18 protein-coding genes, 3 tRNA genes and 1 pseudogene are annotated in these 25291 nt (G+C 62.0%); 8 read left to right on the top strand and 14 right to left on the bottom strand.

Annotated features, from left to right (window positions below; translation table 11 throughout):
• Window positions 1–21: 21 nt before the first annotated feature.
• The 9 genes from VGD45_RS33220 to VGD45_RS33180 form a co-directional block, all read right to left on the bottom strand.
• Window positions 22–1086 (bottom strand): FecR family protein, encoded by a 1065-nt coding sequence (locus tag VGD45_RS33220; RefSeq protein WP_331159713.1) that lies wholly within the window; start codon window positions 1084–1086, stop codon window positions 22–24.
• A 9-nt stretch (window positions 1087–1095) separates the two neighbouring features.
• Entirely contained in the window at window positions 1096–1614 is a 519-nt protein-coding gene (locus VGD45_RS33215; RefSeq protein ID WP_331159712.1) for an RNA polymerase sigma factor, read from the bottom strand.
• 429 nt (window positions 1615–2043) lie between these two features.
• Window positions 2044–3693, bottom strand: a complete 1650-nt coding sequence (locus VGD45_RS33210; RefSeq protein ID WP_414717626.1) for a sulfatase family protein — start codon at window positions 3691–3693, stop codon at window positions 2044–2046.
• 83 nt (window positions 3694–3776) lie between these two features.
• Complete coding sequence (locus VGD45_RS33205) at window positions 3777–4694, bottom strand: SUMF1/EgtB/PvdO family nonheme iron enzyme (protein ID WP_331159865.1); 918 nt, start codon at window positions 4692–4694, stop codon at window positions 3777–3779.
• Between the two features lie 29 nt (window positions 4695–4723).
• A complete protein-coding gene (locus tag VGD45_RS33200) occupies window positions 4724–6640 on the bottom strand; it encodes a DUF3604 domain-containing protein (RefSeq protein WP_331159710.1) in 1917 nt (638 codons plus the stop codon).
• Complete coding sequence (locus VGD45_RS33195) at window positions 6637–7656, bottom strand: HupE/UreJ family protein (RefSeq protein ID WP_331159709.1); 1020 nt, start codon at window positions 7654–7656, stop codon at window positions 6637–6639. Before VGD45_RS33195 ends, VGD45_RS33200 begins: the two co-directional genes overlap by 4 nt.
• On the bottom strand, window positions 7653–8531 hold the full coding sequence (locus VGD45_RS33190) for a peptidyl-prolyl cis-trans isomerase (RefSeq protein WP_331159708.1): 879 nt from the start codon (window positions 8529–8531) through the stop codon (window positions 7653–7655). The genes VGD45_RS33195 and VGD45_RS33190 overlap by 4 nt, the downstream gene beginning before the upstream one ends.
• Window positions 8528–10420, bottom strand: a complete 1893-nt coding sequence (locus VGD45_RS33185; RefSeq protein ID WP_331159707.1) for a sulfatase-like hydrolase/transferase — start codon at window positions 10418–10420, stop codon at window positions 8528–8530. Before VGD45_RS33185 ends, VGD45_RS33190 begins: the two co-directional genes overlap by 4 nt.
• 123 nt (window positions 10421–10543) lie before the next feature.
• Window positions 10544–13255, bottom strand: a complete 2712-nt coding sequence (locus VGD45_RS33180) for a TonB-dependent receptor (protein ID WP_331159706.1) — start codon at window positions 13253–13255, stop codon at window positions 10544–10546.
• Window positions 13256–13517: 262 nt separating this feature from the next.
• Between VGD45_RS33180 and VGD45_RS33175 the strand changes: the two genes are divergently transcribed.
• Together VGD45_RS33175 and VGD45_RS33170 are read left to right on the top strand one after the other, a co-directional pair.
• On the top strand, window positions 13518–14120 hold the full coding sequence (locus VGD45_RS33175) for an RNA polymerase sigma factor (protein WP_331159705.1): 603 nt from the start codon (window positions 13518–13520) through the stop codon (window positions 14118–14120).
• Window positions 14117–15109, top strand: a complete 993-nt coding sequence (locus tag VGD45_RS33170; RefSeq protein ID WP_331159704.1) for a FecR family protein — start codon at window positions 14117–14119, stop codon at window positions 15107–15109. Before VGD45_RS33175 ends, VGD45_RS33170 begins: the two co-directional genes overlap by 4 nt.
• Here VGD45_RS33170 and VGD45_RS33165 read toward each other — a convergent pair.
• The 4 genes and pseudogenes from VGD45_RS33165 to VGD45_RS33150 form a co-directional block, all read right to left on the bottom strand.
• Complete coding sequence (locus VGD45_RS33165; RefSeq protein ID WP_331159703.1) at window positions 15103–17022, bottom strand: glycoside hydrolase family 3 protein; 1920 nt, start codon at window positions 17020–17022, stop codon at window positions 15103–15105. The two genes, VGD45_RS33170 and VGD45_RS33165, sit on opposite strands and share 7 nt — an antisense overlap.
• A gap of 254 nt (window positions 17023–17276) precedes the next feature.
• On the bottom strand, window positions 17277–17477 hold the full coding sequence (locus VGD45_RS33160) for a hypothetical protein (RefSeq protein ID WP_331159702.1): 201 nt from the start codon (window positions 17475–17477) through the stop codon (window positions 17277–17279).
• A 73-nt stretch (window positions 17478–17550) separates the two neighbouring features.
• Window positions 17551–18006: a lipocalin-like domain-containing protein gene (locus tag VGD45_RS33155; RefSeq protein ID WP_331159701.1), complete on the bottom strand. Its 456-nt coding sequence runs from the start codon at window positions 18004–18006 to the stop codon at window positions 17551–17553.
• A gap of 89 nt (window positions 18007–18095) precedes the next feature.
• Window positions 18096–18209 (bottom strand): annotated as a pseudogene (locus tag VGD45_RS33150) (short-chain dehydrogenase/reductase); the annotation flags it as partial.
• 317 nt (window positions 18210–18526) lie between these two features.
• Here VGD45_RS33150 and VGD45_RS33145 point away from each other — a divergent pair.
• The 6 genes from VGD45_RS33145 to VGD45_RS33120 all read left to right on the top strand — a co-directional run bounded on the left by VGD45_RS33145 (window position 18527) and on the right by VGD45_RS33120 (window position 24898).
• Complete coding sequence (locus tag VGD45_RS33145) at window positions 18527–21667, top strand: PKD domain-containing protein (RefSeq protein ID WP_331159699.1); 3141 nt, start codon at window positions 18527–18529, stop codon at window positions 21665–21667.
• 66 nt (window positions 21668–21733) lie between these two features.
• The gene (locus tag VGD45_RS33140) at window positions 21734–22828 is read left to right on the top strand and encodes a M14 family metallopeptidase (protein WP_331159698.1); all 1095 of its coding nucleotides are present in this window, start codon (window positions 21734–21736) and stop codon (window positions 22826–22828) included.
• A gap of 225 nt (window positions 22829–23053) precedes the next feature.
• A tRNA-Arg gene (locus VGD45_RS33135) sits at window positions 23054–23130 on the top strand.
• A 131-nt stretch (window positions 23131–23261) separates the two neighbouring features.
• Window positions 23262–23337, top strand: a tRNA-His gene (locus VGD45_RS33130).
• A 54-nt stretch (window positions 23338–23391) separates the two neighbouring features.
• Window positions 23392–23467, top strand: a tRNA-Lys gene (locus VGD45_RS33125).
• A 456-nt stretch (window positions 23468–23923) separates the two neighbouring features.
• Complete coding sequence (locus tag VGD45_RS33120) at window positions 23924–24898, top strand: alpha/beta fold hydrolase (protein WP_414717625.1); 975 nt, start codon at window positions 23924–23926, stop codon at window positions 24896–24898.
• A gap of 281 nt (window positions 24899–25179) precedes the next feature.
• On the opposite strand, the gene VGD45_RS33115 is transcribed toward VGD45_RS33120, so the two are convergent.
• Window positions 25180–25291: integrase core domain-containing protein (locus VGD45_RS33115; protein ID WP_349263410.1), on the bottom strand; the 112-nt coding region annotated here is incomplete at its 5' end.

Genomic DNA, 25291 nt, shown 5'->3' with positions numbered 1-25291 from the left:
AACATCGGATACCCCGGCCCGTCAGTTATTTTTTCCGACGCGGATCTCCGTTTCCGTCTCGATGACCCGCAGATCGCGCCGTGCTTGCAGGAAACGAATCAGCGACGAGGGGTCGGTCGAGGAGAACACGCCGCTGATATGGAAGTCGTACTGCTCGTCCTTGTCGATGACCAATCGGCGAGTGTTGTAACGGTTGAACTCCTCCGCCACTTCGAACAACGAAGCGGTATCGAACACCAGCTCACGCTGCCGCCAGGCGGTGGCGCCGTCGATATTTGGATGGGGCAAGCGCTGCGCGGTGCTCTCGTTGACCTTCACCTGCTCGCCAGCCGACACCAGCAAGCCCGGCCCGAGCGCGCCAGTTTGCGGTTCGACAACGGTCGCATCGCCGTCGCCACGCTCGGTGAGCACGGCGACGCGACCTTCGACGACGGTGACGATGGTGCCCTGTCGTTTGCGATAGACGTCGAACTGCGTGCCGACGGCGCGAACGCGAGTGCCTCCGCTCTCAACCACGAATGGCCGAGCATGATCCCTGGCGACCTTGAACAACGCCTGGCCGTCGATCAGCTCGATGCCGCGTTGTTGAGACGAGAATCGAATCCTGATCTTGGAACGCGAGTTCAAATCCACCGTCGATCCGTCCGCGAGCACGATCGACCGCTGCTCGCCGATGCCCGTCGCATAGGTCTGCGGCCAGGACATCTGCGATACGATCACCAGCACTGCCGCAGCGATCGCAAGCGAAGCGGTGACGGCGAACGTGCGCTTGCGCGGCGACGGCAGCGAGGTTGGAACCTGTCGCGTGGGTGTGTCAGGCGCAAGCTCTACCACGTTATCGTGATGTCGAGCCGCTGCCGCGATCAGCGCCTCGACATTCTCAGTCTCCGGAATGGCGGCACGAGCCTCTTGATAGAGAGCGGCGACTTCCAGATAGGCGGCAATGTGATCCGGTGATTGGCGCAGCCATCGGTCGAAATCACGCCGGGCGGCGGCGTCCAACCCGCCGGAACGGCATTCGCCGAACCAGTCGCACGCCTGCTCGTAAATCTGCGCGTTGAACTTGCCTCGGGCACGGCTCTCCATGGCGGCGACCTAATCCTGCTCCGCCAGACTTTGGCGAAAGCGCATCAATGCTTTGGTCAGATACTTCTTGGCCATGGGCCGCGACACGCCCAGGCGCTCAGCGATCTGGTCGAAGTTGAGGCCGTCGCGACGACTCAGGATGAAGGCGGCCCTTGCCCTGGGATGCAAACCGTCCAATGCCTTTTGCAGTCGTTCCAGGCATTGCTGAGCGCTGGCATCCAGCTCCGGATTGGCATCGTGAGTCGAGGGCGATGGATCGAGCATGCGCATGAGCTGCGCGGGACTGCCCGAAGGACCCGACTGCAATGCCTGCTGCTGGACCACGTGCTGAGCGACCGTGAACAGATACGCCTCCGGCGAGCGGATGGACTCCGCATTGGGCACGCGAAGCATCCGCAGGTACACCTCCTGGATGAAATCCGGCACATCCGCCACGTTCCGCACGCGCGCGAGCAAAAATCGGCGCAGTTGCAGCCCGTGACTCGCCACAAGCCCCGCGACCAGGGATTGAGCGTTGGAATCCGCCAAGACAGTCTCCTTCGATGGTTACCCCAATAAGAGTGACTTGGGGTCGATTGGTCACCCCTAGCCGCAAAATATTGCCTGCACCCCAGGAGAATCTCGATCCGCGCGTGGAGTGCTTGACCTGCGGTTTTGCGGGGGCGCCACGGTCTTATCGGGCATTATTGCGACTGAGAAGTCATCCCGGGCTACGAAGCTTGCCCACGCTGATTGCCGGCGACACTGTCAGCCCTGTCGATCAACAGTGAGCGCTGACAGCGTGGGCCGACAGGAATCTCGATAGCGCCGGGAAGCTCAGCGTCGGCGGTGCCTATGGCGTGCGTGCATACGCGCAGGCAGAAGGCGCCGGAGTCGCCGCTCGCGGAAGCGCTGGGCTTGATCGCGCTTCAACTCCCGCATCATAGGCTCATCCCCTCGTTGTCAGGCTTCCCTCAGTCAACGCGCCTCGGGGTCCGTGGTCATCGTCGGTCGATACGGCTTCCCGGACGCTTCGGCCTCGAGCTTCCTCGGCGAATCCGGGAACAAACCGTTCATGCGGCTCGGATCGTTCGGCGCCTTCAGCCATCGGGGCGGAAACGGCGCCGCGCCCGGTCCGTCCTTGTCGCGGGACACGACGCCGCTGCTGAACCGCTCGGTAAATGGCACTACATGCTTGCCGTCGCGGTTGGCGAGCGCGGCGTGAAGTCGATGTCGCAACTCCATCTTGGCGCTCAGCATCGCCGGATCGTCGCTGAGATTGTTCATTTCTTCGGGATCCGCCGCGAGATCGTAGAGCTCTTCGATATCCCAGACGCCGTGATACTGAATGTATTTGAGATTGCCGCGCTGGATCGCGAACGTGGTTGGCGTATGCGGGAACGTCCACTCCCAGTAGTACTCGTAGACGAACTCCTCGGCCCACGTTTCGGCCGGGACTTTTCCGGACGCGATCGGCAGGATGCTCTTGCCCTCGAAATGTGCTGGTGGGGCAACGCGAGCGACATCGAGAAATGTCGGCGCCAGGTCCAGGTTGCGCACGCGCGCGGGATTCACGACACCTTTTGGCAGCAGACCCGGCGAATAGGCCACCATCGGCACGCGTACCGAGGGCTCGTACGCGTTGCGCTTGTCGATCAACCCGTGATCGCCGATCAAGAAGCCATTGTCGCTGTAGAACACCACGAGCGTGTTCTTCTCCAGCTTGTTCTTGCGCAGGTAGCCGAGAATGCGCCCGAGGCCGTCATCCACTGGACTCAAGGTGCGGTAGTACTCGCGCACGTATTCGCTGAGCGGTTGATTCGTGTGATACGGGAAATCCGCGCCGTGCCAGCTGTTGCGCTGATTGAGCACCCACATCGGCTTGCCGCGATTGTTCTGTTCGGTATTCGCCATGCTGGCCGGCAGCTTGATCTGCAGATGGGCGTACTGCTCGGCGTATCGCGACGGCGGCTTGGCGTCGGAGTGAACCGCCTTGTGCGACAGATACAGAAAGAACGGCTTGGTCGAATCGCGGCCACGCTCCAACCACTGCATCGCGTAGTCGGTCAGTTCATCGGTAATGTATCCATGCTGTTCCACCGCTCGGCCATTTACGTTGAGCATGTGCTTGCGTCCCGCGGCGATTTGCTCGGACGGCAAGCCATCGGTAGGAAAGTAACTGCCCTGACCGCGAAAGCTCACCCAATGGTCGAAGCCGGGTCGCGGCGCGTCCGTGGCGTCGCCCATGTGCCACTTGCCGATGAATGCGGTCTGATAGCCGGCCGATTGCAGGAAGGTTGGAAAGAACACCAGGCCTTTCTCGCTGGAGTTGTTGTTGTCGATCACCCCGTGATTGCGTGCCGTCTGCCCGGTGAGAATGGTCGCGCGGCTCGGCGAGCACAGCGCGGATGTCACCACCGCGTTGGGAAAGTACACGCCGTTCCTGGCCAGGAAGTCGATGTTGGGGGTCTTCAGTCCGGGTGTGAGGAAACCCATGGCGTCATAGCGCAAGTCGTCCACCAGCACGAACACGATGTTGGGTTGTTTCGGCGCGGGTTCGGACTTCGCGGCAACGGATGTGAACGCAGCCGCGACAGCAAGCAGGAGCCCGCATGCCGCCAAACGAATTGCGTGCCGTGCTCCATGCTCGGCCGCGGGCGAAGCACAAAGGGCTGCGGGAAAAACTCTGTCTATCACGGGTTGTCTCCAGCCTAAGGGGCGGCCTCGCGCACGATGCAGCGAAAGCCGACGTGACTCGTCGAAGTATCGATGGCTTGCGGGGAGCGCGCCGCCGGCCGATAACGTTGGCAATAATTGGGCGCGCACAAGTGAGAGCCGCCTTTGATCACTTTGCGGCCAATTCGAAATGCCGGCGTGCTCGGATCGTAGCTGTGCTGCTCGGCGCCGCCGCGTGGGTTCACGGGGATGCAGCAGTGGCCCGCGCTCTTGTGCGAGGACGGCAACGCATACCAATCGCTCGTCCATTCCCAGACGTTGCCGATCATGTCGTAGAGACCGAATCCATTGGCCGGAAAGCTTCGCACGGGCGACGTTCGCTCCCAGTCACGGACCGGACGGCGCTCGTGGGGAAAATCGCCTTGCCAGTAGTTCGCCAGCACGCTGCCGCCGGGCTCGAGTTCCTCGCCCCATGCGAACTCGGTGTCTAGACCTGCTCGCGCGGCATATTCCCATTGCGCTTCAGTCGGCAGAGACTTACCCGCCCACGCGGCGTACGCCTCCGCATCCGCGTACGCGATGTGGACGACGGGATGATCTTCGAGCCCAGCGATGGAACTGCCCTCGCCCAGCGGCTGGAACCAGTTCGCACCGAATCGAAACTTCCACCATCGACCGATATCGTCGAGGTGCACGCGCTCGCGTGGCTGTTCGAACACGAGCGAACCCGCCTGCGCCATCTCGGTGGGGATGCCGGGATAGTCGGCCGGATCCGGCGCCGTCTCCGCGATCGTTCGATATCCTGTTGCCGCGACGAATTGCGCAAACGCGCGATTGGTGACCGGCGTTTCGTCGACCCAGAACGCATCCACACGCACTCGCCGGCGCGGACGTTCTTCCGGATAGAAAACATCCGAACCCATCGCAAACTCCCCTCCCGGCAAGCGCCGCATGCCAGATCGGTCGGCAACGGCCGATCGCGTCAAGGACTGAACCAGATCGGCGATGACCATGCCCGCTCCTGTATCGACGGCGGCACGTCTGAGGGAATCGGCAAGTCGTTCTTGACCGCCAGCAGCGTGCTCCACCGAGGCGTTGGAATCTCGAGCACCCGCGCGTAATAGACAGCAGGCTTGCCGGCATCGAACTCTGGGTCGGTCCACACGGATTCCAGCACAGGCGCGCCAATCCGGTTCTGGTATTCACCGGTCTGCAGGTCCACGGTGGAACCCACTGGCGGCGCACGGCGAGTCGCTGGATCGATCTTGCGGCCGCCCGATAGGGCCACGTCGAAAATCTTCTCCCGGTGCTGCGAGCCCTCGAGCCAGACCTTGATGATCTGAATGCGATCCAGATTGGCACCCTCCGGGTCCTTCGCCGCTTGAACGAGGAACCGGGGCGCCGACGCGCTTGCCGGCTTGACCGGCAAATCCGCGCCCATCGGCACACCATGCGCGTACGCCTGTCTGACCCACTGCTTGTGGTTCAGCATGTCACGATCGAATTTCCAGCCCGCAAACATGCGCACGCGGATGCGCGGACCCGACGTGGCAAATGTTTCTTTGCGCTTGAGCGCGGCGAAGATCGAATCCCTCGTATTCTCTTCCGCCCATACGCCCGTCAATCCGCCGGAGCTTCGTTCGACGATGGCCATTCGCTGGACTTCGGAGGCGTGTGTCGGCGCCTGAGCATTGGCCGCATCCGGCTCACGCATGCCGAGCGATCTACGTGCCTGCTCTCCCCGCGGCAGCATCGTTGCCGGATCGATACCGGACTGCCCACCTGCGGATGCGCTCTCATCGCTGGTGCTCAAGCCGTTGTGAATATCCGACGAGCCGACCAGACCATATTTGAATGGATTGGCGCCGGTGCGCGACTGTATTACCAGGCCGCGGCCGAATGCATCGCGAATGTAGCTGCCGGGCGGCGTGCCCGGTATGCCGGCGGGACCCAGTAGCTTGTCGAAAATCTCGAAGCTCGCGAACTCGTCGTTGGGCGAGAGCACCGGCAACGTGTCCGAGGAGCCCTTGATCTGTACGATCTCCGCCAGCGGCTCGTTCAGGGCACGACGCAGCGCATAGGCCTCGTCGATGGGTTTGCCGTCGCTCATGTTCCAATCGAACATGAGCCCGCCCGACGCGTTGGCATTGTGGGGAATCGCGATCACATCCGTGCCTCGCGCACGCACGCTCTCCAGATACGACCACAAATCCTCCGGACGACTCGACTCGTCGGCCGTGAACGGCAGCGGCGCGCGATCCGCGTTGAAAATGACATTGCGATGCAGATTCTTGCCATCGGGCAGCGCCGACCACTCATAGCCGATGAACGTGGTGAACTTGCCCGGCGCGTAATGATCGTTCGCCGCCTTCACCGTAAGATCCCAGGCGCGGCTCATCACCGTCGCATCTCTCATTTCCGGTGGCAGTGCGTTGCGGTCCTTGCGCGCCTGTATTTTCAGGCGCTGCGCCAGCGCGGGATTGGCGAGTATCTGTTTGCCGACATCGCTGGTCGCGAACGAACTGTTTGGATTCTCCAGCGGGCTCAGCGTGCCGACGCTCTCCGAATGATCGGTCACCGCCATGAAATCCAGTGGCCAGGCACGCTTGGCCGCCACGTCCTTCTCCGCTGCCAGTCCCTGCGCTTTCGCCACCTGCGTGGCCGGCACCATGACCGTCTCGCCACGCCCGAATCTATACGCGTCCGCCGGCAGGAGTTTGGTGCTGTATCCCCACGCATCGACCGAAAGCGATGTATGCAAATGCAATTCACCGTACAGCACTCGCCGTTGGTCGGGCGCGACCCGGCTGTTGTTTTCCGCAGCGGTGGCGACGGTGAAGATCGACGCCAAGACGACGGCGGCACCGAGATTCCCGAGCGCAAGATTCCTGTTCATCATCGAATACCTAGAAGTGCAGTGGCGGTCTGGAAGCTCCAATACGCTCCGGCGATGCCCACTACATAGGCCGGCACGGTGGTCCGCAGCATGGGCCCAGTGAGTCGTAGCGCCGACAACGATCGCGCGATCACGAGCACCACCGTTATGAACGCGAGCTGCCCCGCTTCCACACCAAGATTGAAGAACACCAGCGCGGCAAACAGGTCGTTCGCCGCGAAGCCGAGCGCTGCCAGCCCGCCCGCGAATCCCATGCCATGGAACAGGCCGAAGAAAAACGCGACTGCCCACGGATGCCGGATGGTCAGCGTCGAATCGACGCGATGTGCGCGCAAAACTTCGAGTCCGAGAAACAGGATGGAGAGCGCGATGAGCGTTTCCACCAGTGCGCCCGGCAGACTCACATTGGCGACCATGGAAGCCGCCAGTGTGATGCTGTGGGCCACCGTGAACGCTGTGATCGCCTTCAGCAGCATCCATCGGTCACGCACGATCAGGAGCAGGCCGAGAACGAACACCAGGTGATCCACGCCCGCGAGAATGTGTTCGATTCCATGGACGAAGAACACCGGCATCGTCGCGGCTCGTGCCTGCGACATGACGCGGACTTCGGGATTCTCGGGCCGCAGCATGACTTCCATCTTTCGATGATCGAGCAACTGGATCCGCACCAGCACGTCCGTGATCGTGTGCCGCAATCCCTCGACTGCAATCGTGCTGCCGTCGAGCGTTTCGCCGGCGCCGGCGCGGATGTTCCAAGTGCGAACCAGGAAGCCGGCAGCAGCATACTGATCCTCAGGGGCGCGTTCGAGCCAGCCGTTGGAGATGTGCGGGATCAGGCGCAAGGCCTGATCGCCCTGCGTCGGCTGCTTCCACACGACGCGGTAACTGTCGCCTGCGGACTGAATGATTTCCAGGAACGCCGGGCGCACCTCGTGCGCCGACGCATGGGGCATGGTCAACACGCCGATGAGCAACAACGAACCGAGTGCGCGCAGCAGTTTGCCCGGAAGCATCATGACCGTTCGCGAACCACTGTGAACTCGCCCGCCAGCGTCTCGAGCGCGGCTGCGTTGGTGCGAGCCTGCGCATCGAGTAGATAGTCGGTGCGCACGCGATCCCGCACGGTCACAAGCTCCAGGTGCTGCGCTTCGGTCCGGGCATCCACCCGCACCAAATGCCAGCCGTAGACGGATTGGTACGGCCCCAGCCAGCGATCGAGCGGCGCCGACAGTGTCGCCGAGGAAAATTCCGTGCGCCCGAACAGTCGATAGACCTGCTCGGCCTCGTATCCGGAGAAGTGATAGCGGTCGGGGAATGGATCGCCGAGATCGCTCACCTGCGCCTTGCCGCTCGACAAGAGACCGAGAGCCTGTGCAGCCCGTTCGCGCGCGTCGTGGTCGCCTGCATCGCGCGAGAAGTAGAGATGACTGAATGTGATACGCGTCGGAGCTGCATATTTCTCTGCATGCGCCTGATAGTAGGCGTTGAGCTCGGCATCGCTGGGCTCGCGCGGCGCGCTGAGATCCTCCAGCAGAAAGCGCATTTTCTGCACGATACGACGGCGCACGATCTCGTCGTCTCGATCGAGCCCCAGCGCCAGCCCCTGGCGAAACAGCATCTCCTCCTCGACATCGCGTTCGACCAGGCGAGCCAGCGTTGGCGCATCCGGCCTCGCGCCGAACTGCAGCTGATAGCGACTTGCAAGATGCGCTTCGCGCTGCTGCGTAACGACAATGTGGTGGACCTCGTTGCGCGATCGGATCACTTCGCCGCCGATGAATAGAGCGAAGCCGGCGAGCACAAAATGAAGCAGCGGCTCCCGCGCCAATGAACGCAACAGGGCAATGGATCCTCGCGCGCGCGTGCCGTGTTTCGCCGGAGCATCTTTCATGTGCGAGCTCCCATACCTTGGTACACCGGCGAGGACGGCGTGTACGTGCGTCGCAGGATGAAGCTCAAATAGCGCGCGGCGCTGCGAATATACTCATCGCCAGCCGACTGGATTGCACGCTCGACGATGGGGAGGACGGCGCGCGCGGGCTCTCCGATGAAGGTCAACGCATTCAGCGACTGCAATCGCACACGCGCATCGGGATGCGCACTCAGCACCTCTCCTAGATATTGGACCGACCGTTCAGGCGCGCCGAGCTTGGCCAACGCCTCAGCGGCGATGATGCGCACCTGCGGCGAGCTGTCATTCTCCAAGCACGCTTCGAGCGCGGGTTTGGCGATCGCCGCTCGATCCGTCAACATCAGCAGTCCCTGCGCCGCCCAAAAGCGGATGACCTCGTTGGAGTCGCGGAGCAATTGGGTGAACTCCGCGGCCTGAGCTGGGTCACGCCGAATTGCCGAGTCCGCGACCTGCATGACACGTTTCAGCGGATATGCACCCGGCGCGCGGCTCGCGTCGTAACCCTCGAGCGGCGAGCTTTCAGGAATGAAGCCGTTGTCGTTGATATCCAGCAGGTGTGCATCCAGCGCAGCTCGCATCGCTGCGATCCGCTCGCGATGCGCCGGAACGTCGATCAGATTTTCGACCTGATCCGGATCCTCGCTGAGATCGTAAAACTCCTCCGCCGGCTTCTCTCCGAAGAATCGCGCCTGAACCTCATTCAGCCGTCCAGCGAGATACGCGGACTGCCACGCGCGATACGCCCCCATCTGCCACTCGAAAGCCTGGTGCTGGCCATACGGCCGGTGCGGTGCATAGTTGCGAATATATCGATAGCGCTCATCCCGCACCGTTCGCACCATGTCGTAGCGCTCGTCCATGCGGTTGCGCAGACCGAATACGTAGGGCAAGCGTTGACGCTTGGCGCGCACGAGCGAGACACCTTGCATGTGAGCAGGTGGATCGAGGCCCGCGATCGTGAGCACGGTCGGCGCCAGATCGATGAGGCCGACCGGTGTCGATATCGTGGAGCCCGCGGCAGCCGGCGCCAGATGCGCCCACTTCGGCGGGAAGCGCGCAACGAGACCGACCCGCAGACCCTCGTCGTAGCAATAGCGCTTGGAGCGTGGCAACACTCCGCCATTGTCGGAGTAGTAGAACACTATGGTGTCTTCGGCGAGCCCCGCCGACTCTAGTGCCGCGAGATGCGCGGCGACCTCGCCATCCATTTGTTCCATCAAGTTGTAATAGCTCGCGATGTCTTGCCGCACTTCGGGCGAATCCGGCAAGTACGCCGGAATGCGCACATCCTTCGGCCGCACTTTTCCCGGAGTCTGTTTGAACATCCTCGACTCGTGCGTGGTCATGAAATTGAACACCGCGAAGAACGGCGCGTCCTTGGGACGATTGCGCCAATGCGCATCCGGGCTCGACTGATCCCACATGGCTGGCATGTCGAACTCGGCGTTGTAGTCGGTCTTGACGTTGTTCGTGCAGTAATAACCGGCGTCGCGCAGGTACTTGGGAAAGCCCTGCAGGAACGCCGGCGTTCGCCCCTTGGCGCGCATGTGGTGCGCCGGCCCGCAACTCTCGGCGTACATCCCGGTGATGATCCCGAAGCGCGTCGGCGCGCATACCGGCGAGCTGCTGAATGCGTTTGCATACAGCGCGCCTCGCTTCGCAAGCGCGTCGATGGCGGGCGTATGCGCGAGGCGATCGCCGTACGCGCCGATGAATGGATTGTTGTCCTCGCTGACCAGCCAAAGGATGTTCGGACGTGCGCGCGCTCGATCATTGGCTGCGCCGCTGCGCTCGAACGCGGCGAATGCCGCGACCGTTGCGCTCGCGCTCAGAAATGTTCGTCTTGAGAGCAGCTCTCGTGCGGACATGGTTCACCTCGCGGCAGTATGCTCAGCCGCGCACCTCGCTCATGCACCGCGGGGGCTGTGTGACATGAGCGGGTGCGCTCTGCCCCAAGGGGACAGTCGTGCGCCAGCTTCAGTTGCTGGTGATCAGAACGACACACCGATGGTGGCGCCAAAGTAGCGGTTCGCGTCCTTGGGCACGTTACCGGTCAGGCTGTTCGGACTGAATGTTGCCGTGGTCAAAGTCGACGCACGCGCCATCAGCGTGACGTAGTGCTCATCGAAGATGTTCTTGGCGAACAGCGTGATCCGGTAGCGATTGTCCGGCGCACGGAAGCCGATGGACGCATCCACCAGCGTGTAGCTCGGCTGCTCCAGCAGCGGATCCTGTTCAATCACGAAGTTGAACTTCGATTGCGACGTACCGGTGAGCTGCACGAAACTCTCCCAACCGCTGACGCCCAGTGGGAAGTCATAACGGGCCGTCAGCGTGCCCCGCCATTCGGGTGCGTTTGGCAGAACGCCGTCGTTCACGTCCTGGATGGGAGTGCCGCCCGGCGTGGGCCGATAACAAATGTTGTTCGGCGCATCGCCCGGGATGACAGGCGCGCTGGCCCGATCCGACAGCGAACAGTTCAGGCCGTCAACGTCCACGCTGGTATCCAGATAAGTCACGCCGCCGTTGAGGGTGAAGTCGCCGATCGGGCGCCAGGTGAACTCCACTTCCGCCCCCTGCGTGATCGAGTTGCCCGCGTTGGTAGTCACGAAGTTCACCAGGCCGGTATCCGGGTCGCCCCGATTGGCCTGCACCTGCAGATCGTCGTACTTGGCGTGGAACAGGGCCGTGTTCAGCACCAGCATCCCCTCGAAGAGTTGTGCCTTCAGTCCCAGCTCCCATGCCTTGGCTTCCTCGGGCTCGACCGGAGTCTGGTTCTCGAAGGTGGCGGCAAACTCTGTTTCGTAACCGCGCCCCTTATAGCCGGTGGACCAGGTGAGATAGGTCTGCACGTCGTCGCTGAACTTGTATTGCAAGCCGGCTTTGCCGGTCAGCACGGTGTCGTCGCTCTTGCCGCTGCCGGATGAGGGTGCGAAGCCCACCAGCGGCAGATCTCCGGGCACCAGGCGTGTGTCGGTGCGAGTGCCGGCATAGGAAATCTCTTCCCATTGATAACGTGCCCCCAGCAATCCGGAGAGATTGCCGAGCAACGCGAAATCCACCTGGCCGAACACCGCGGCATTCTTCGTTCCCGTCTCGGATCTGAAGCCGGCTTGCGAGCGATACTGCGGCACCACGCAGGGCAGCCCGAACTGCGCCGGCGTTCCGCCCGGCGCGCAGTTGCCGCTGCGACGCTGGAAGGTGCGCTCCAGATCCATGTCGAGGAAGTAAAGGCCCGCAACGTAGTTGAGCCGCTCCAGACCAGGAGAGGTGATGCGCAACTCCTGGGAGAACTGTTGCAGGTCGATGGCGCCGCCGTTGATGTCGAACGCGCCGTTGGTCACCGGCAACCACAGCGCCGTGGGCGTGTTCAGGCGATCGATGGGCTGGTTGTTGCTCAACGCGAAATCCTGATACGCGGTGAGCGAGGTCAGGGTCACGGCGTCGAGGTCGAGATTGGCCTCCACCGAGAATGTCTTTTGCTCGGTATCGAAGAAGGTCAACTCGTTCTCGACTTCCTCGCGGTTGTTGAAGCCGGCGACCACCGGCAGCAGCACCTGCTCCAGCAACGGATTGTCCACCACGCTGAGATACTGGCTGGAGCAGCACAGCGTCTGCGACTCGCGATAGTCTGCCATGAACAGCAGATTCAGCCGATCCGTCGGATCCCATTCGAACTTGCCGCGCGCGCCCCAGCTTTCACTGCCATTCACGTCCTTGTCGAGCGTCACATTACGAATGTGGCCACCCACGTCGTTGTAGTAGCCGGTGAGGCGATAGCCCATGGTGTCGTTGATCGGGCCGGACACGCTGCCACGGACGCGATACTCGTCCTGCTCGGCCACGGTGAGATCGGCATTGGCTTCGAAAGCGTCCGTGGGCCGCTTCGTGACCACGTTGATCAGACCGGCCACCGAGTTCTTGCCGAACAGCGTGCCTTGCGGGCCGCGCAGCACTTCGACGCGCTCGATATCGGCCAGATCGGAAAAGCCTTGGGATGATCGCGCCAGCACGATGCCATCCACCACAACGGATACTGAGGGCTCGGTGCCCTGCCCGAACAGCGCCGTGCCGATGCCACGGACGCGCAGATTGGTGTTGTTTGGCGTGGCGCCTTGAGCGAAGGTCAGCGACGGAGTGAGAGCGACCAGGTCGGTCGTTTGGTTCACGCCGGCCTCGCTCAGCGTTGCGCCGGACAGCGCGGTCACAGCCAGCGGCACATCTTGCAGCCGCTCGACGCGCTTCTGTGCCGTGACCACGATCTCCTCGAGGCCGGAACCCCCCGAGGACGGCTCGGCGCTGCGGGGCGATTCGGCTGCATTGGCCGGTGCGGCATAGCTCGTTGGTTGTACCGCTGCCCTTCGCTGACGAATGACGATGGTATCCGGACCGCTCACCACGTATTCCAGGTCCGAACCGGCCAGCAGCTGCTGTAACGCCTCCGTGCCCGAATAGCTGCCCGACAGGGCCGTGTTACGCAGCTTGCCCACCAGCTCCGGCGGGAACAGAATCTGCAGGTCGGCTTGCGCCGCCAGGCTGGCCAACGCCGTGCCGAGATCCTGCTCCGGAATTTCGACGGGCACCCTGGAGTTCACATCGCCGGCGCCGGCCGGCGCGGCGAGCATCGCCCCGAGTACCACTATTCCCCCATTCAAGGCCAGCCGGATCCTGTTCGCCAACCTGACCGATTGCCGATATCGCATTCGTTTTCCCCTGCAGCTTGCCAAAGTAATCGTTTTCCGCCTTTCCCAGGCGCTTTGCGTCTTTCTTGACTGTCCGCAGTGTCCTAAGACGCGCCAGCACAGCCATCCCGACAGGACTGACTCGTTGACCGCTCTACCGTGCGCTCGCCAGGCTCGCCGGGCCGGTTGCCGATCGGTGTTTTTTTGTCGGGTCTGCAGCCGAGGTGCGTCTATAGTGTGTTAAGGGGGATGCTGATGCCCAGCGTTGGGCCGGCGCAAAGTCATGATCCAGTCTTCCGAAGAGACTCATACGCGGGACGGCGGGCCGATTGCGGTAGAGCAGACTGGCGCGGCCGCCGAATCTGACCGCATGGACGATCACGGGCGCGCTTACTTCACCGCCTTGTTTCAGAAGTACCGCTCTTCGTTGTTTCGTTATCTGACAGGACTGGTCACGTCGCCGGACGATGCGGCCGAGCTGGTTCAGGAAAGCTATGCACGCCTGCTCCAGCATGAGGATGTGACACAGCTCGAGGCCGTGAGCCGCACGTATTTGTTTCAGATCGCGACCAACTTAGCCCGCGATCACTACCGCCGTCGCACGACAAGGCACAGCAGTGCGCACCTGGACGTCGATGCGATCGAGATCACGGATGAGAGCGCCGGCCCCGAGCACAACCTGGTGTGGGACAGCACCATCGAATCGATCAAAGAGGGCATCAAGGAATTGCCGACGATGACGCGCAGGATTTTTTTGCTGAGCCGATTCCGCGGCAAGACATATCCGCAGATCGCGCTGCTGCTGGGGGTGAGCACGCGCACGGTGGAACGTAAGATGAGTGAAGCGATGCAAGTTCTTGCTGCACGACTGAGAGAGCGACCATGAGCGACTATTGGCCATTCACCTGGTTGCGTAAGAGCGCTGCGCATTGGTTCGTTCGGTTGCGGGCGCAGCCTGTGACGCCTCGGCTCGATGTGAGATTCCAGCGCTGGCTCGCGTCCGACCCGGCGCACGAGGAGGACTACGAACGGCAGGAGCTCGCGTGGGAACTCGCCGGCGAGCTGGCGAGCGACGAGGAAATCTCGGGACTGATCGCCGAGGCGCAGCGAGCGGCAACGCCACGGCCGCGACCCGCGGCCAATGTTGTTTTCAGCTGGTCGGCCGCGACGGCCGTGCTCGTTGCTGCCGTTTGCATCGCCGTATGGCAGTGGCCGAGCAGCGCCGAGGTCTACATGACGGCCGTCGGGGAGCAGCGTACGGTCGTCCTGCCGGATCATTCGCGAATGACGCTCAACACTGCGACGCGTGTGCACGTGACGTTCGAGCGGGACGTGCGGGCCATCGAGCTGGAGCAGGGAGAAGCAACCTTCTCGGTCACGCACGACGCCAGCCGTCCGTTCGAAGTTCGCGCGGCCAAGGGCACAGCGCGAGCGCTAGGCACTGAGTTCAACGTCTTGTCCTTGGGAAGCGACGTGACCGTCTCGGTGCTCACGGGAAAAGTGGAAGTGATCGCGCCGGATTCCATCCGCGGCGAGCACGGCCGATCGGCCGTGCTCGGCCAGGGCGAAGAGATCACTTACAACGACTCGGCCATCTCCCGGGTTCAGCGCGCGGATGCGGCCCGCATCAATGCCTGGCGCTCGGGTCGGGTTGCCTTCCAGGATGTCGCTCTGCCGGAGGCGCTGCGCGAATTCAATCGCTACGGCGGCACGCCCATCGTGCTAGGCGATCCGTCGCTTGCATCCGTGCGCGTCTCCGGTGTGTTCCGTATCGGCGAGAGCGATGCACTGCTGAGCGCGCTGAACGTGGCATTTCAGATCGAGGCTGAGCGTCATGAGGATGCGATCGCGCTGCGCGGGCCGCAAGTTCAATAACTCAATCCATAACGGATGGGATACAGCGGCGCCTTGGAATCGTGCGCAGCGTCCGGCGCTTGCGCCAGCACCGCCGCCATCGACGAGGGTAGCTCGAAAGGCAACCTGCCTTCGGGACGAGCTTTGCCCGTGAGCACTTCGAACAGCGCCTGGTCCGATGCGCCGAAATTGCCCAGAAGTGCGGCCACGCGGCCTTGCACATTCGTCAGGATCGCCGGGCGATCGAGGTAGACGGACGCAATGACGGGCACGTTCGAGGGAATCGACAGCAGCGTCCGATAGTCCTCCTGCCGTTCGGAGAACGACAGGTCGCCCTCGTGATGACGGCTGCCGAAAAAATAAGCCGGATGTGTTTCATACGGCGCGGACATGCGCAGGATCGCGATCTGCGCGTGTTCCGGCCGGTCCACCACCGTGAACCCATGGCGCTCGGCCTCTCGTGGCGAGACGCCGAACAAGTACACCTTACGCGCGCTGTCCTTCAGTGGCAGGATACGGTTCTTGTTTTCGAGCAGCACATGCGAGCGTCGCTGCGCATCCAGTGCTTCCGCACGGAAGTGAGCATTGCCGACGAGCTTGCTCGCGTGCTCGGTATCGCTGTATGGATTTTCGAACAAGCCCTGTTCGAAGCGTGGCGTCAGAATGCGTCGTACCGATGCGTCGAGCCGCTGCTCCGCCACGTTGCCACGCTTCACCAGATCAACGATGACTTCGACATTCATCACACCGCCGAACTGATCCACGCCGGCTTCCAGGGCCTTGGCAAAACGCTCGCTCACGGTGAGTGACTCGACACCCCATGGCATCCCCATGCGGGCGATGCTCTGTGTTCCGGCGATGCACGCGGCCGAGCAGTCGTTCGTGATCAACCAATCCGTGAGCACCATGCCCTGAAAGCCGTGCTCGCCGCGCAGCAGGTCGGCCAGCATCTGCTTGCTGAAGCTCGCCCCGACGCGCTCCGCCGGGCGGCCGCCGATCGTCACACCTTCCGCGGGCAGGCTGTATGTCGGCATCACCCCGCTAACGTTCGCTGCGAAAGCGCCTGTGAACGGCAGCACGTGCTCGTCGAACCGTCCGCCAGATAAAACAATCTCCTTACCGTAAGGATTGTGGCCGTCATAGCCGTTGGCAGATGCGCCGTAGCCGACCCAATGCTTCACGATTGCGGCGACGCTGTTCGGGCCGAGCCCAGCCGGTCCGTCCTGGAATCCTTCGATGTACGCTTGCACGAGTTGCTTCGCAAGCCGAGGATCTTCACCGAACGTACCGTTGATACGGGGCCAACGCGGCTCGGTCGCCAGATCCGCCATTGGCGACAACGCCATGCGCAAGCCGGTCGCGAGATATTCCTGCCTCGCGATATCGCCGAAGCGGCGCACCAGCGTCGGATCGCCGATCGCAGCCAGGCCGGTCGTCTCCGGCCATTGGGAAAACCCTGCCGCCTGGACACTGGCGCCTGCCGTGTATTCGAAATGGTGGCGCGGATCGGAACTGATGACGGCGGGGATGCCCAGACGCGTATCTTCAGCGAGAGCTTGCAGCTTGTTCGCTGCGCCGGCCAGCTGCGCGGGTGCAGCCGACAGGCGGCTGATATAGGTGGTGATGTGCTTCTTCTGGACGAGACCGGCCAGACGCTCGAATTCCCAATCGCCGCGCAGATCCTTGGCGGTCGAAGGCGGCGTTCCGTGCATCATGGCGCCGGCCTTCTCTTCCAGCGTCATCCGCGCGATCAGATCTGCGGCTCGCTCACGCGGCATCTTGCGCCAATCCTCGTATGCATCGAGCCGATCATTGCGATTCAAGTCACGGAACAGCAGGCCGTCCACTTTGATCAGCGGCGCCGAGGTCGCGGCCAACTTGGGCTGCGCTTGGATGGGCTGCTCGGCGCAAGCGAGCTCAGCGATCAGAAGCATCGAGCCGACAGCGATTGGAAGCGACCGTGACATTCAGCGTGACCTCTACAGAGATGACCGGCCACGACCTCGCCGCCAGGACAGGCGTACGACTTCTCGGTCGGATTCGGCCGGCGATCCTCATTAGACGCACAAGGCGTCCTGTCCCGACAGGGACCCGATCCTCGTGTTTCGTTGCTGCCCTTCGTCCGCGAGAATATACAGGCCCTGCTCGCTCGCATGCCTCAGTGAGTCGCACGACTTCGGTGCTGGGCTTACTCGTCACGTCCGGTGGTGCGTCGAAAGCTTCGAGCACATCTACTGCCGGCCGCCGTGTAGGGAACGCGGTTGCAGGTGATCGCGACATTGGAAACATTGCCGGCGATGACACCCTGCCCCGCCGATATCTCGCAAGTCTGCGTCGGATCGGACGGCTGAGTGGAGATGGTCACCGTGTACGAGACGCCGGAGGACAATTGCGCGCCGAATCGAAAGCTCCTTGCGTCGGCCGCGGGGCCCTCCGCTACCTGATGACGTAGTTTTCCAGCGTTAGTCACGTTGGGCCGGCGCGGACATCACTCGCTCCCAGACGATCACCACTTTCGCGCCGCCTGGCCGTTGGAAGTGTTCGGTCATTCGGTTGCCATCGACGACCATCGACAACTCCTTGGTCGTCCGGATATCGCCGATCCAGTTCGGGAAGCTCGAGCCCTGAACTGTGTTTCCGCTGAAGTTACCCGCCGCGTCGACCGTGTAGGTGCCGTAGAGCGCGAGAGTTCCAGCCATCGCGGCCCTGTTTTCATCGTTTGTTCCTTGACCTCGCTCGTTCGACGCAAAGCGCGGCAGCCGAGGATCGCGGAGCAGTTCCACGAAATGCATGTCGCTCGTGAAGACCAGCATGCCCTGTGGTTCTGGGCCATAAGGGTGCGACTTCACGCCGCTGACCTCCAGAGTGGCGGATATCGGGCGCCACGTTCCGACGACATGGTTCGGCGCCTGCGCCATGACGGAGCTCGCGAGAGCGAGGGCAGCGGCTGCAACGGCAGGCCTGATCATGTCAGCCCTCCTTTCGATCGGCGGAATAAGCCACACGGCAGCGCGTCGGTGCGGCGCGCGGTTGCGATGACGCGATCCCCGCGACCGACCAGCTTCTCCGTCATGATCCGCCCCAAGCCGGATGAGGCGCCCGTGATGAGCCAGGTCTTCATCTCATGATCTCCTGATTGGATTGAGGACGCAGGGAGATTAAGGCCTGATGTCGACGAGATAATCGTCTCCAATCCGCATGAGGTGGTGAAGGATCATGAACAATGGCGCGCGCCCGACGCTTACCGACCGGCGATTGCTCATAAGTATCCGATGGCGGTCGCAGGCGCCCGTAAACAACCTCGACACCTGCTTAAGTTGAAGCGCATGCACATCTCTCGATGTGCCCTGTATGATCCGCTCGCTGACACGCGGGGCTCAGCAGCTCCCGCCGCCGACAATATAAATACGGCGTCGGGACACAACCTGGGGAATCGTCATGACGGATCGACGGGGTCGCGTGAGCGGCCGGAGTTTGGTTGCGACTGTGTTCCTGGCGACGATGCTGGCCGCATGCGGTGGCGGCGGCGGAAGCGGTGGTGACAACACCAACCCGCCGGCCGGTGGCGGTGGGGGCACACCACCGCCGACGACCAATCCGCCGGGCGGCGGCGGTGGCACCACCAATCCACCAGGTGGAACCGGCGGCAATACGCCGCTCCCTGATCAGATCACATACAGCGGCGTAACCACCCCGGCGACGCTCGATGCGCAAAACTCGCCGGTGATCGCGGGCGCCTTGCTCTACGAACTCGGGCTCGCGTATGGCGATCGCCCGTCATCGACGGCGCAGGTAACGAAGCCACGCGCCGTAGCGAAACTGTCCACCGCAGTCGCCAAAGCATCCAAGGGCGGCCGGCGCATGATGCAAGCCGTGACCACCGAATCGTGCGAAGGCGGCGGCTCGATCGAGATCGACGATCGAACCAACGACAGCGTCATCGGCACGGTTCGGTTTACATACACGGACTGCATCGAATCTGGCGTCACGATCAATGGCGTCATGTTGATGACCATCGCAGCCTACGATCTGGCTCGCGACGAGCCCACCGATTTCATCGCCAGCTTCCACGGCTATACCGAGACGACGGAGGACGGCGCCTCGATTGATATTGGCGGGAGCATTCACTCCGTCAGCACGTCACAGCTCGTCACGATTACGTACCACACCGTGACGCGCTATCGGCCTGAGAACGTGGAATATCGGTTCGAGAACCTGATCGAGAGGCGCACTCCGCTGACGCAGGCTGGAGGCCTGTCGGTGTCGGTGCAAGGCCGGATGTACCACTCGACGTTCGGCTATGTCGAAGTAAGCACCAACCCGTTCATCACGTTCAGCAGTTACTCGCTGACGCCGACGTCCGGAACGCTCCGCCTCCAAGGCGCGCAATCCGGATCGATCGCCGTGACTTTCATGCCCGCGAATCAGCTGCGGCTGTCTCTCGACGAGAACGGCGACGGCATGGCCGAGCGGTCGCTGGACGTAGGCAGCCTAACGCAACTCGGCCTCACCAATCATCGCGCGGTCGCCAATGCCGGCCCGGACATGACCATCGTCCAAGGTCAGACAGCAACGATCAGAGGCAGCGGCAGCGACTGGGAGAACGACCCGCTTACTTACGAATGGAGAATCGTCGGCGGTCCCCTGGCCACGCAAGTGATCGGCAGCACTGCGCAAGTGAGCTTCACGCCCACGCTGGTCGGCAGCTATCTCATGCAGTTGAGCGTCACCGATCTGCCGCCCTACGTCAGCACCGACACAATGACGCTGTTAGTGACTCCGAATGCGGACCCGGTCGCGCGTGCGGGCGCGGACGTGCTTACTTCGGAAGGTTCGACCGTCGTGCTTGACGGCGGCGCCAGTACCGATGCCGAGAACGATCCGATCACGTTCAACTGGGCGCTCATTTCCGCCCCGGCGGGCAGCAATGCGCCGACGGCCATGGCTGGCCAGCGCTGGAATTTCGTGCCTGATCGGCCCGGCACTTACGAATATCGACTGCGTGCCGCCGACGCCTATGGCCAAACGTTCGACAACGTGCGCATCACGGCGGAACATCTGATCGGATTCAGCTTCAACAGCGCGATCAACGTCGATGCGAGCACGACGTTGGCCGCCGCGCAACGAAGCGCACCGATCAATGTCAGCACTCATTTCTCCGGCGCGCCGATCGGCTTGAGCGCGTCGACGAATGTTCCCTGGCTCAACATCGTCTCCGCCCCTGCCGACACGAGCTCTGGCGCCAGCCTGATCGTCGGGATCGTTCCAGCGCAAGTGGCGCACCTGGCCAACGGCACTCATTCAGCGCAAGTCACCGTGACACCCACGGGCTATACGGCGCGCACCGTGACGATTGCATTGAATCTGCAACTCCCCCATGTCGAGCACGTCACTCCCTATGTCGCGTATTCAGGCACCGCCGCGTCCGTGGCGTTGTACGGCAGTGCTCTTCAGCAGACCGCCGGAGGCACATTGCTGATCGATGGGACCGAGGTGCAGGGCTTCACGAACTCGGTCGAGAATCGCGCCCAAATCACGTTGCCTGGATTGGCCGTCGGAGAATACGAGCTGCGCGTTAGCAACAATCTCGGCATCGAGCGCCCGTCGGCACGTTTCGTCGTGCGCCAGGCGCCGACCTATCCGGACGGCGAATTCGATGTGCTGGGACGAATCGAATCGGTCGAATACGACACCGAACGCGATGCGTTCTACATCGTGTCCTGGGATCTCAATTATGGACACCATTTCGACGCCTATCGAATTCGCTACGACGGCACGCAGTGGCAACGCGATCCGATTCCTGTGCCCACGCCGCTGGCCGCGTCGCTGAACGTCGACGGCACGCGACTCTATGTCACCGCGGAAGATTGCTCAGTCACCGAACTGGATCCAGTGACGTTGGCTGTTTTGCAAACCAACACCGGGCCGTCCTGCTACTACGATCGATACGAGATGATCAGCGGCTTTGCGGATGGCCGCATGGTGGTCGCGGACACCAATCAGTGGCATACGATGTGGAACTACCCGGCATTCACCAACGTCTCGCCGATGTTCCCGTCAGTTCACAATCCCATTCATCTGCTGAATGACACGCGAGAGAAGTTGCTGTGGGCGGAAAGCCCGACGATCTCCGATCCGCAGGAGCTGTACATCTACGACGTGGCCACCCGCTCGTTCCAGGAGGTCGGGATCCGCGATCCTGACACCTACTTCCTGCCTTACTACCTCGGCATCAGCGGCGATGGCCGGCGGTTCATGCATGGCGCCGATGTTTACGAGGATGGGGTGTACATCGGCTCGCTGCAGGGTGTGGGCCCCTACCATCTCAATGCGATGCCAACCTACGACGGCACTCGCGCGGTGGCGTTCGATTACTCCGATAACCGACTGGGCGTGTTCGATCTCACCAGCGGCCCCAACTTCCCGCGGCTCGGCGATCTGGCGGCGATCCCGGAGACGATCGGGATGGCGAACATTCTGAGACTGCTGCCGGACGACAGCGCGGCAGTCCTGTTCAGCGTTCGGACTGTTTCGCAAGACAACTACGTGTTCAGGGCTTATGTGAGAAATCTGCCCTGAGCACGCGCCGATGGGATGAATCATCCGTTCGCCGAATTGGTAGAGTGAGCGCTGAAGGAGGCTGATATGAGCGAATCGCCCTTCAGCAAACATTATTCCGATGCGCGCGAGTTGTTTCGCAGTGCTGCGACGTCCGCCGGCGCAGAGGTCGCGAGCTATCCCTATCCGGCGAAGGGGCCAGGTGGAGAGGAATTAACAACTGACGTCGCATGGATCGGGCCGCGCGAGGCGAAGAAGGTATTCGTGACGGTGTCGGGGACGCACGGCATCGAGGGTTTTGCAGGATCTGCGGCGCAGATCGACTGGCTCCAACGCGGCGAGTGGAAGAAGCTGCAGTTCGAAGGGAAGTTCACGGACACCTCGGCGATCCTCGTGCACGCGATCAACCCTTATGGGTTCGCCTGGCGTCGGCGTGTCACGCACGAAAACATCGATCTCAATCGCAACTGGATGGATTTCGCAATCAAGCCCGAGCGTCGCGCGGACTACGATGAACTGGCCGACGCACTGTGCCCGACGCAATGGACCGCGGAGGTGCAGAAGCAGACGCTCGAGGTGCTGCAGGCCTTCATCGCGAAACACAACCTGTCCCGCTTCGTCACGGCAGTGAGCGGGGGACAGCATGACCATCCCAAAGGACTCTTCTACGGCGGCACTTCACCCTCCGCGGCTCGCCTGACGCTGACGAAGATCCTTGCCGAGCGCCTGAAACTCGCGCGGGACATCGGCATCATCGACTTTCACACGGGCCTCGGACCGCCAGGTTTCGGCGAACTGATGACGACCGCCGCTGCAGGAAGTGCGGAGTTCGCTCGCGCTCGCGAGTGGTTCGGGATTTCAGTCATCCCGGTGGGTGCGGCGGCATCCGCTTCCGCCGCGATTGGCGGTGACTGGCTTTCTTATACGCCCACCCTGCTGCCCCATGCGAGAGTCACTGCGATTGCGCTGGAGTTCGGCACGGTGCCGGAGATGCTCGTGCTCCAGGCACTACGCGCGGACAATTGGCTGCACGCGCACGGCAACCCAAACGGACCTGAAGCTGCGGCGATCCGCGAGCAGATCACAAACGCGTTCCACGTCGACAATGATGTGTGGCGCGGAATGGTCCTGGGCCAGGCGCTGGCGACGAGCAGAGCAGCGCTCACGGGATTGCGACAATAGCGGGTGGGTTAAACCCTTGTCAGCGAAAGAGTTTCAGGCGCGGCCCTCCCAGGTTGTCCGCTTTTTACTGCCACCTTCTCGACTTACCCTAACCGGATCCGTACCATCTGCGCCCGCTGGTCCAGGGACAGCGCTCATCGCGCTGCCCGACCACATCAACTTCCCGCTGGCATCCGGATCCGCACCTTCCTGGGTGGCGGGCTGTGGGAATCGGCCTGACGCGACGCGCCCGTAGCTCAGCTGGATAGAGCATCGGCCTTCTAAGCCGGTGGTCGGGGGTTCGAGTCCCTCCGGGCGCGCCATTCTGGTGGCTCGGTGTCGCTCAAACGTCTAGCCTTCGCGGAGAGTTCGTATATACTCTGCGCCCCGCCACGGCCGGGACCCCTCGCAGGGTCGGCACGGCGGGAACCACGTCGATGTGGTGTGGACAATGGTGGACGTAGCTCAGTTGGTAGAGCCCCGGATTGTGATTCCGGTCGTCGTGGGTTCGAGCCCCATCGTCCACCCCACTTCCTACGACGGCGCAGGCATCCAGCCGAAGCGCCGCACGATGCGGGAACAGTGGGCTGTTAGCTCAATTGGTAGAGCAGCTGACTCTTAATCAGTTGGTTATAGGTTCGAGTCCTATACGGCCCACCACTTTCCTGCTTTGAATTCCGCGAGTTACGTTTTCGCCGCAGCGGAACAAGCGCTGTCTCTATAAAATTCTCTATAAAATTAAGTGCGCTTACTGCCGATCTCGCGCATCGCAACTAGATGATTTTCCTGATCACACCAACTGACGTTGAATCAGTTGGTGTGAGATTCGTCATCATGGCGAATCGAGCGCTGTCTTCCGCAAAAAAACTTGTGATGCGCAAAAATCTTAGTCAGACCCGCGGCAGTGTGACCGCCACCGATAGTCGTCGAGATCGATCACGTGGCGATCGGTCGAAGCAGATCGGAGTGACGCCGTGATGTAACCGACAAGGCTCCCCGGGCGAATACAGAGCCATGACCACGTTTCTGACCTTTTCCGGGTGCCGCGTTCCCCAAAAGCTGTTTTGGATCGCTCGCAGCGATAAAACTGACATTGGCTCGAGCGAGGATTTTTTCATGATTCGCCACCTGCTCATTCGCCTAGAAAATTGGTTATTTAGCGTGGCGGCAGCTGCTACCTTATTGGCCAGCTTCACAGCCACGGCGTGGGCCGCTCCACAGGCGTCTTCCAATTCGACTACGACCTATCACAGGATGCAGATCGACGGCGTCGGGGTTTTCTATCGCGAAGCCGGACCGAGAGATGCGCCGACAATCGTCTTGCTGCATGGTTTTCCGACGTCGTCTCGCCAATACGATGCGCTGATCCCGCTGCTGGCCACTCGATACCACATCATCGCGCCGGATTACCCGGGCTTCGGTCAAAGCGACGCACCCGAACCGTCCGCTTTTGCCTATACGTTCGATCATCTCGCGCAGGTGATGGATGACCTGCTGGTACGCCTCAAGATCAACCGTTACAGCCTGTACATTCACGATTACGGCGCTCCGGTAGGTTTCCGGATGATGCTGGCGCATCCAGAGCGATTGGACGCGCTAATAACGCAGAACGGCAATGCTTATCGAGAAGGCTTGGGCAAGAAATGGCCCAGCATTGCTAAATTTTGGGCTGATCCGAAAGGACATCCGGAGGTTCTTGACACCTTCTTGTCTTTCGACGCCACGATGCAGCGTCATACAGCGGGCACAACGCATCCGGAGCGCTACAATCCGGACACTTGGATAAACGAGTTTGCGCACCTTGCAAAACCCGGCCAACGCGCAATCCAGTCGGCGTTGCTCTACGACTATCGGAACAATGTCGCGGCCTACCCGCGGTGGCAGGCTTGGCTTCGCGAACGTCAGCCGCCGACCCTGGTTGTATGGGGAGCCAATGACCCTTCCTTCATCGCCGCGGGGGGCGCGGCGTTTAAGAGAGACTTGCCTGACGCGGAAATTCACTTGCTCGACGCGGGCCACTTTGCGCTCGACGAGAAGACCGACGAGATTGCGCGCCTAATCCTCGATTTCATGGCCAGGCGTTCGAAATGAGTTTGGATAAAACAAGGTCATTTCCTTTTGTTGGCGCGCTTGCGAGGAAGTATTTGCGGCTGAAATAACTTTCGCCCCATAGCCGCCGACCCGACGTTCACTCGCTCGATCGCTCCCCGAGCGACATTGATTCACGATGGCATTCTGCAGCCCGGCGGCGATTTTCCAACCTGGACCGCCTGGCTCGCGCGAGCCGAGGTCAGGCATGCGCCTGCGAATCGTGGACTCAAGATCAACTCCACCAATGCATCTCTGTAATGACCCAGCCGAACCTGCTCAGGTTATGCCGCTAATGCGTAAGCTTCAGCGGGTGTCTTCATCCCCAGCGACTGGTGAGGTCGTCGATTGTTGTAAAAGTTGATCCAGTCACCGATCGCTCGAGTGGCGTGCTGC

This window comes from Steroidobacter sp., assembly GCF_036402275.1.
In the GTDB taxonomy this organism is placed as follows: Bacteria; Pseudomonadota; Gammaproteobacteria; order Steroidobacterales; family Steroidobacteraceae; genus Steroidobacter.
Note: the sequence above shows the minus strand (reverse complement) of the source record. Positions and strands in the feature narration are given on the sequence as shown.

Excerpts from the sequence above, each read along its gene's own strand:
- VGD45_RS33220 (WP_331159713.1), bottom strand. The coding sequence starts at position 1,086 with ATGGAGAGCCGTGCCCGAGGCAAGTTCAACGCGCAGATTTACGAGCAG.
- VGD45_RS33205 (WP_331159865.1), bottom strand. The coding sequence starts at position 4,694 with ATGCGGCGCTTGCCGGGAGGGGAGTTTGCGATGGGTTCGGATGTTTTC.
- VGD45_RS33200 (WP_331159710.1), bottom strand. The coding sequence starts at position 6,640 with ATGATGAACAGGAATCTTGCGCTCGGGAATCTCGGTGCCGCCGTCGTC.
- VGD45_RS33195 (WP_331159709.1), bottom strand. The coding sequence starts at position 7,656 with ATGATGCTTCCGGGCAAACTGCTGCGCGCACTCGGTTCGTTGTTGCTC.
- VGD45_RS33190 (WP_331159708.1), bottom strand. The coding sequence starts at position 8,531 with ATGAAAGATGCTCCGGCGAAACACGGCACGCGCGCGCGAGGATCCATT.
- VGD45_RS33185 (WP_331159707.1), bottom strand. The coding sequence starts at position 10,420 with ATGTCCGCACGAGAGCTGCTCTCAAGACGAACATTTCTGAGCGCGAGC.
- VGD45_RS33180 (WP_331159706.1), bottom strand. The coding sequence starts at position 13,255 with ATGCGATATCGGCAATCGGTCAGGTTGGCGAACAGGATCCGGCTGGCC.
- VGD45_RS33175 (WP_331159705.1), top strand. The coding sequence starts at position 13,518 with ATGATCCAGTCTTCCGAAGAGACTCATACGCGGGACGGCGGGCCGATT.
- VGD45_RS33170 (WP_331159704.1), top strand. The coding sequence starts at position 14,117 with ATGAGCGACTATTGGCCATTCACCTGGTTGCGTAAGAGCGCTGCGCAT.
- VGD45_RS33165 (WP_331159703.1), bottom strand. The coding sequence starts at position 17,022 with ATGCTTCTGATCGCTGAGCTCGCTTGCGCCGAGCAGCCCATCCAAGCG.
- VGD45_RS33155 (WP_331159701.1), bottom strand. The coding sequence starts at position 18,006 with ATGGCGCAGGCGCCGAACCATGTCGTCGGAACGTGGCGCCCGATATCC.
- VGD45_RS33145 (WP_331159699.1), top strand. The coding sequence starts at position 18,527 with ATGACGGATCGACGGGGTCGCGTGAGCGGCCGGAGTTTGGTTGCGACT.
- VGD45_RS33140 (WP_331159698.1), top strand. The coding sequence starts at position 21,734 with ATGAGCGAATCGCCCTTCAGCAAACATTATTCCGATGCGCGCGAGTTG.
- VGD45_RS33120 (WP_414717625.1), top strand. The coding sequence starts at position 23,924 with ATGATTCGCCACCTGCTCATTCGCCTAGAAAATTGGTTATTTAGCGTG.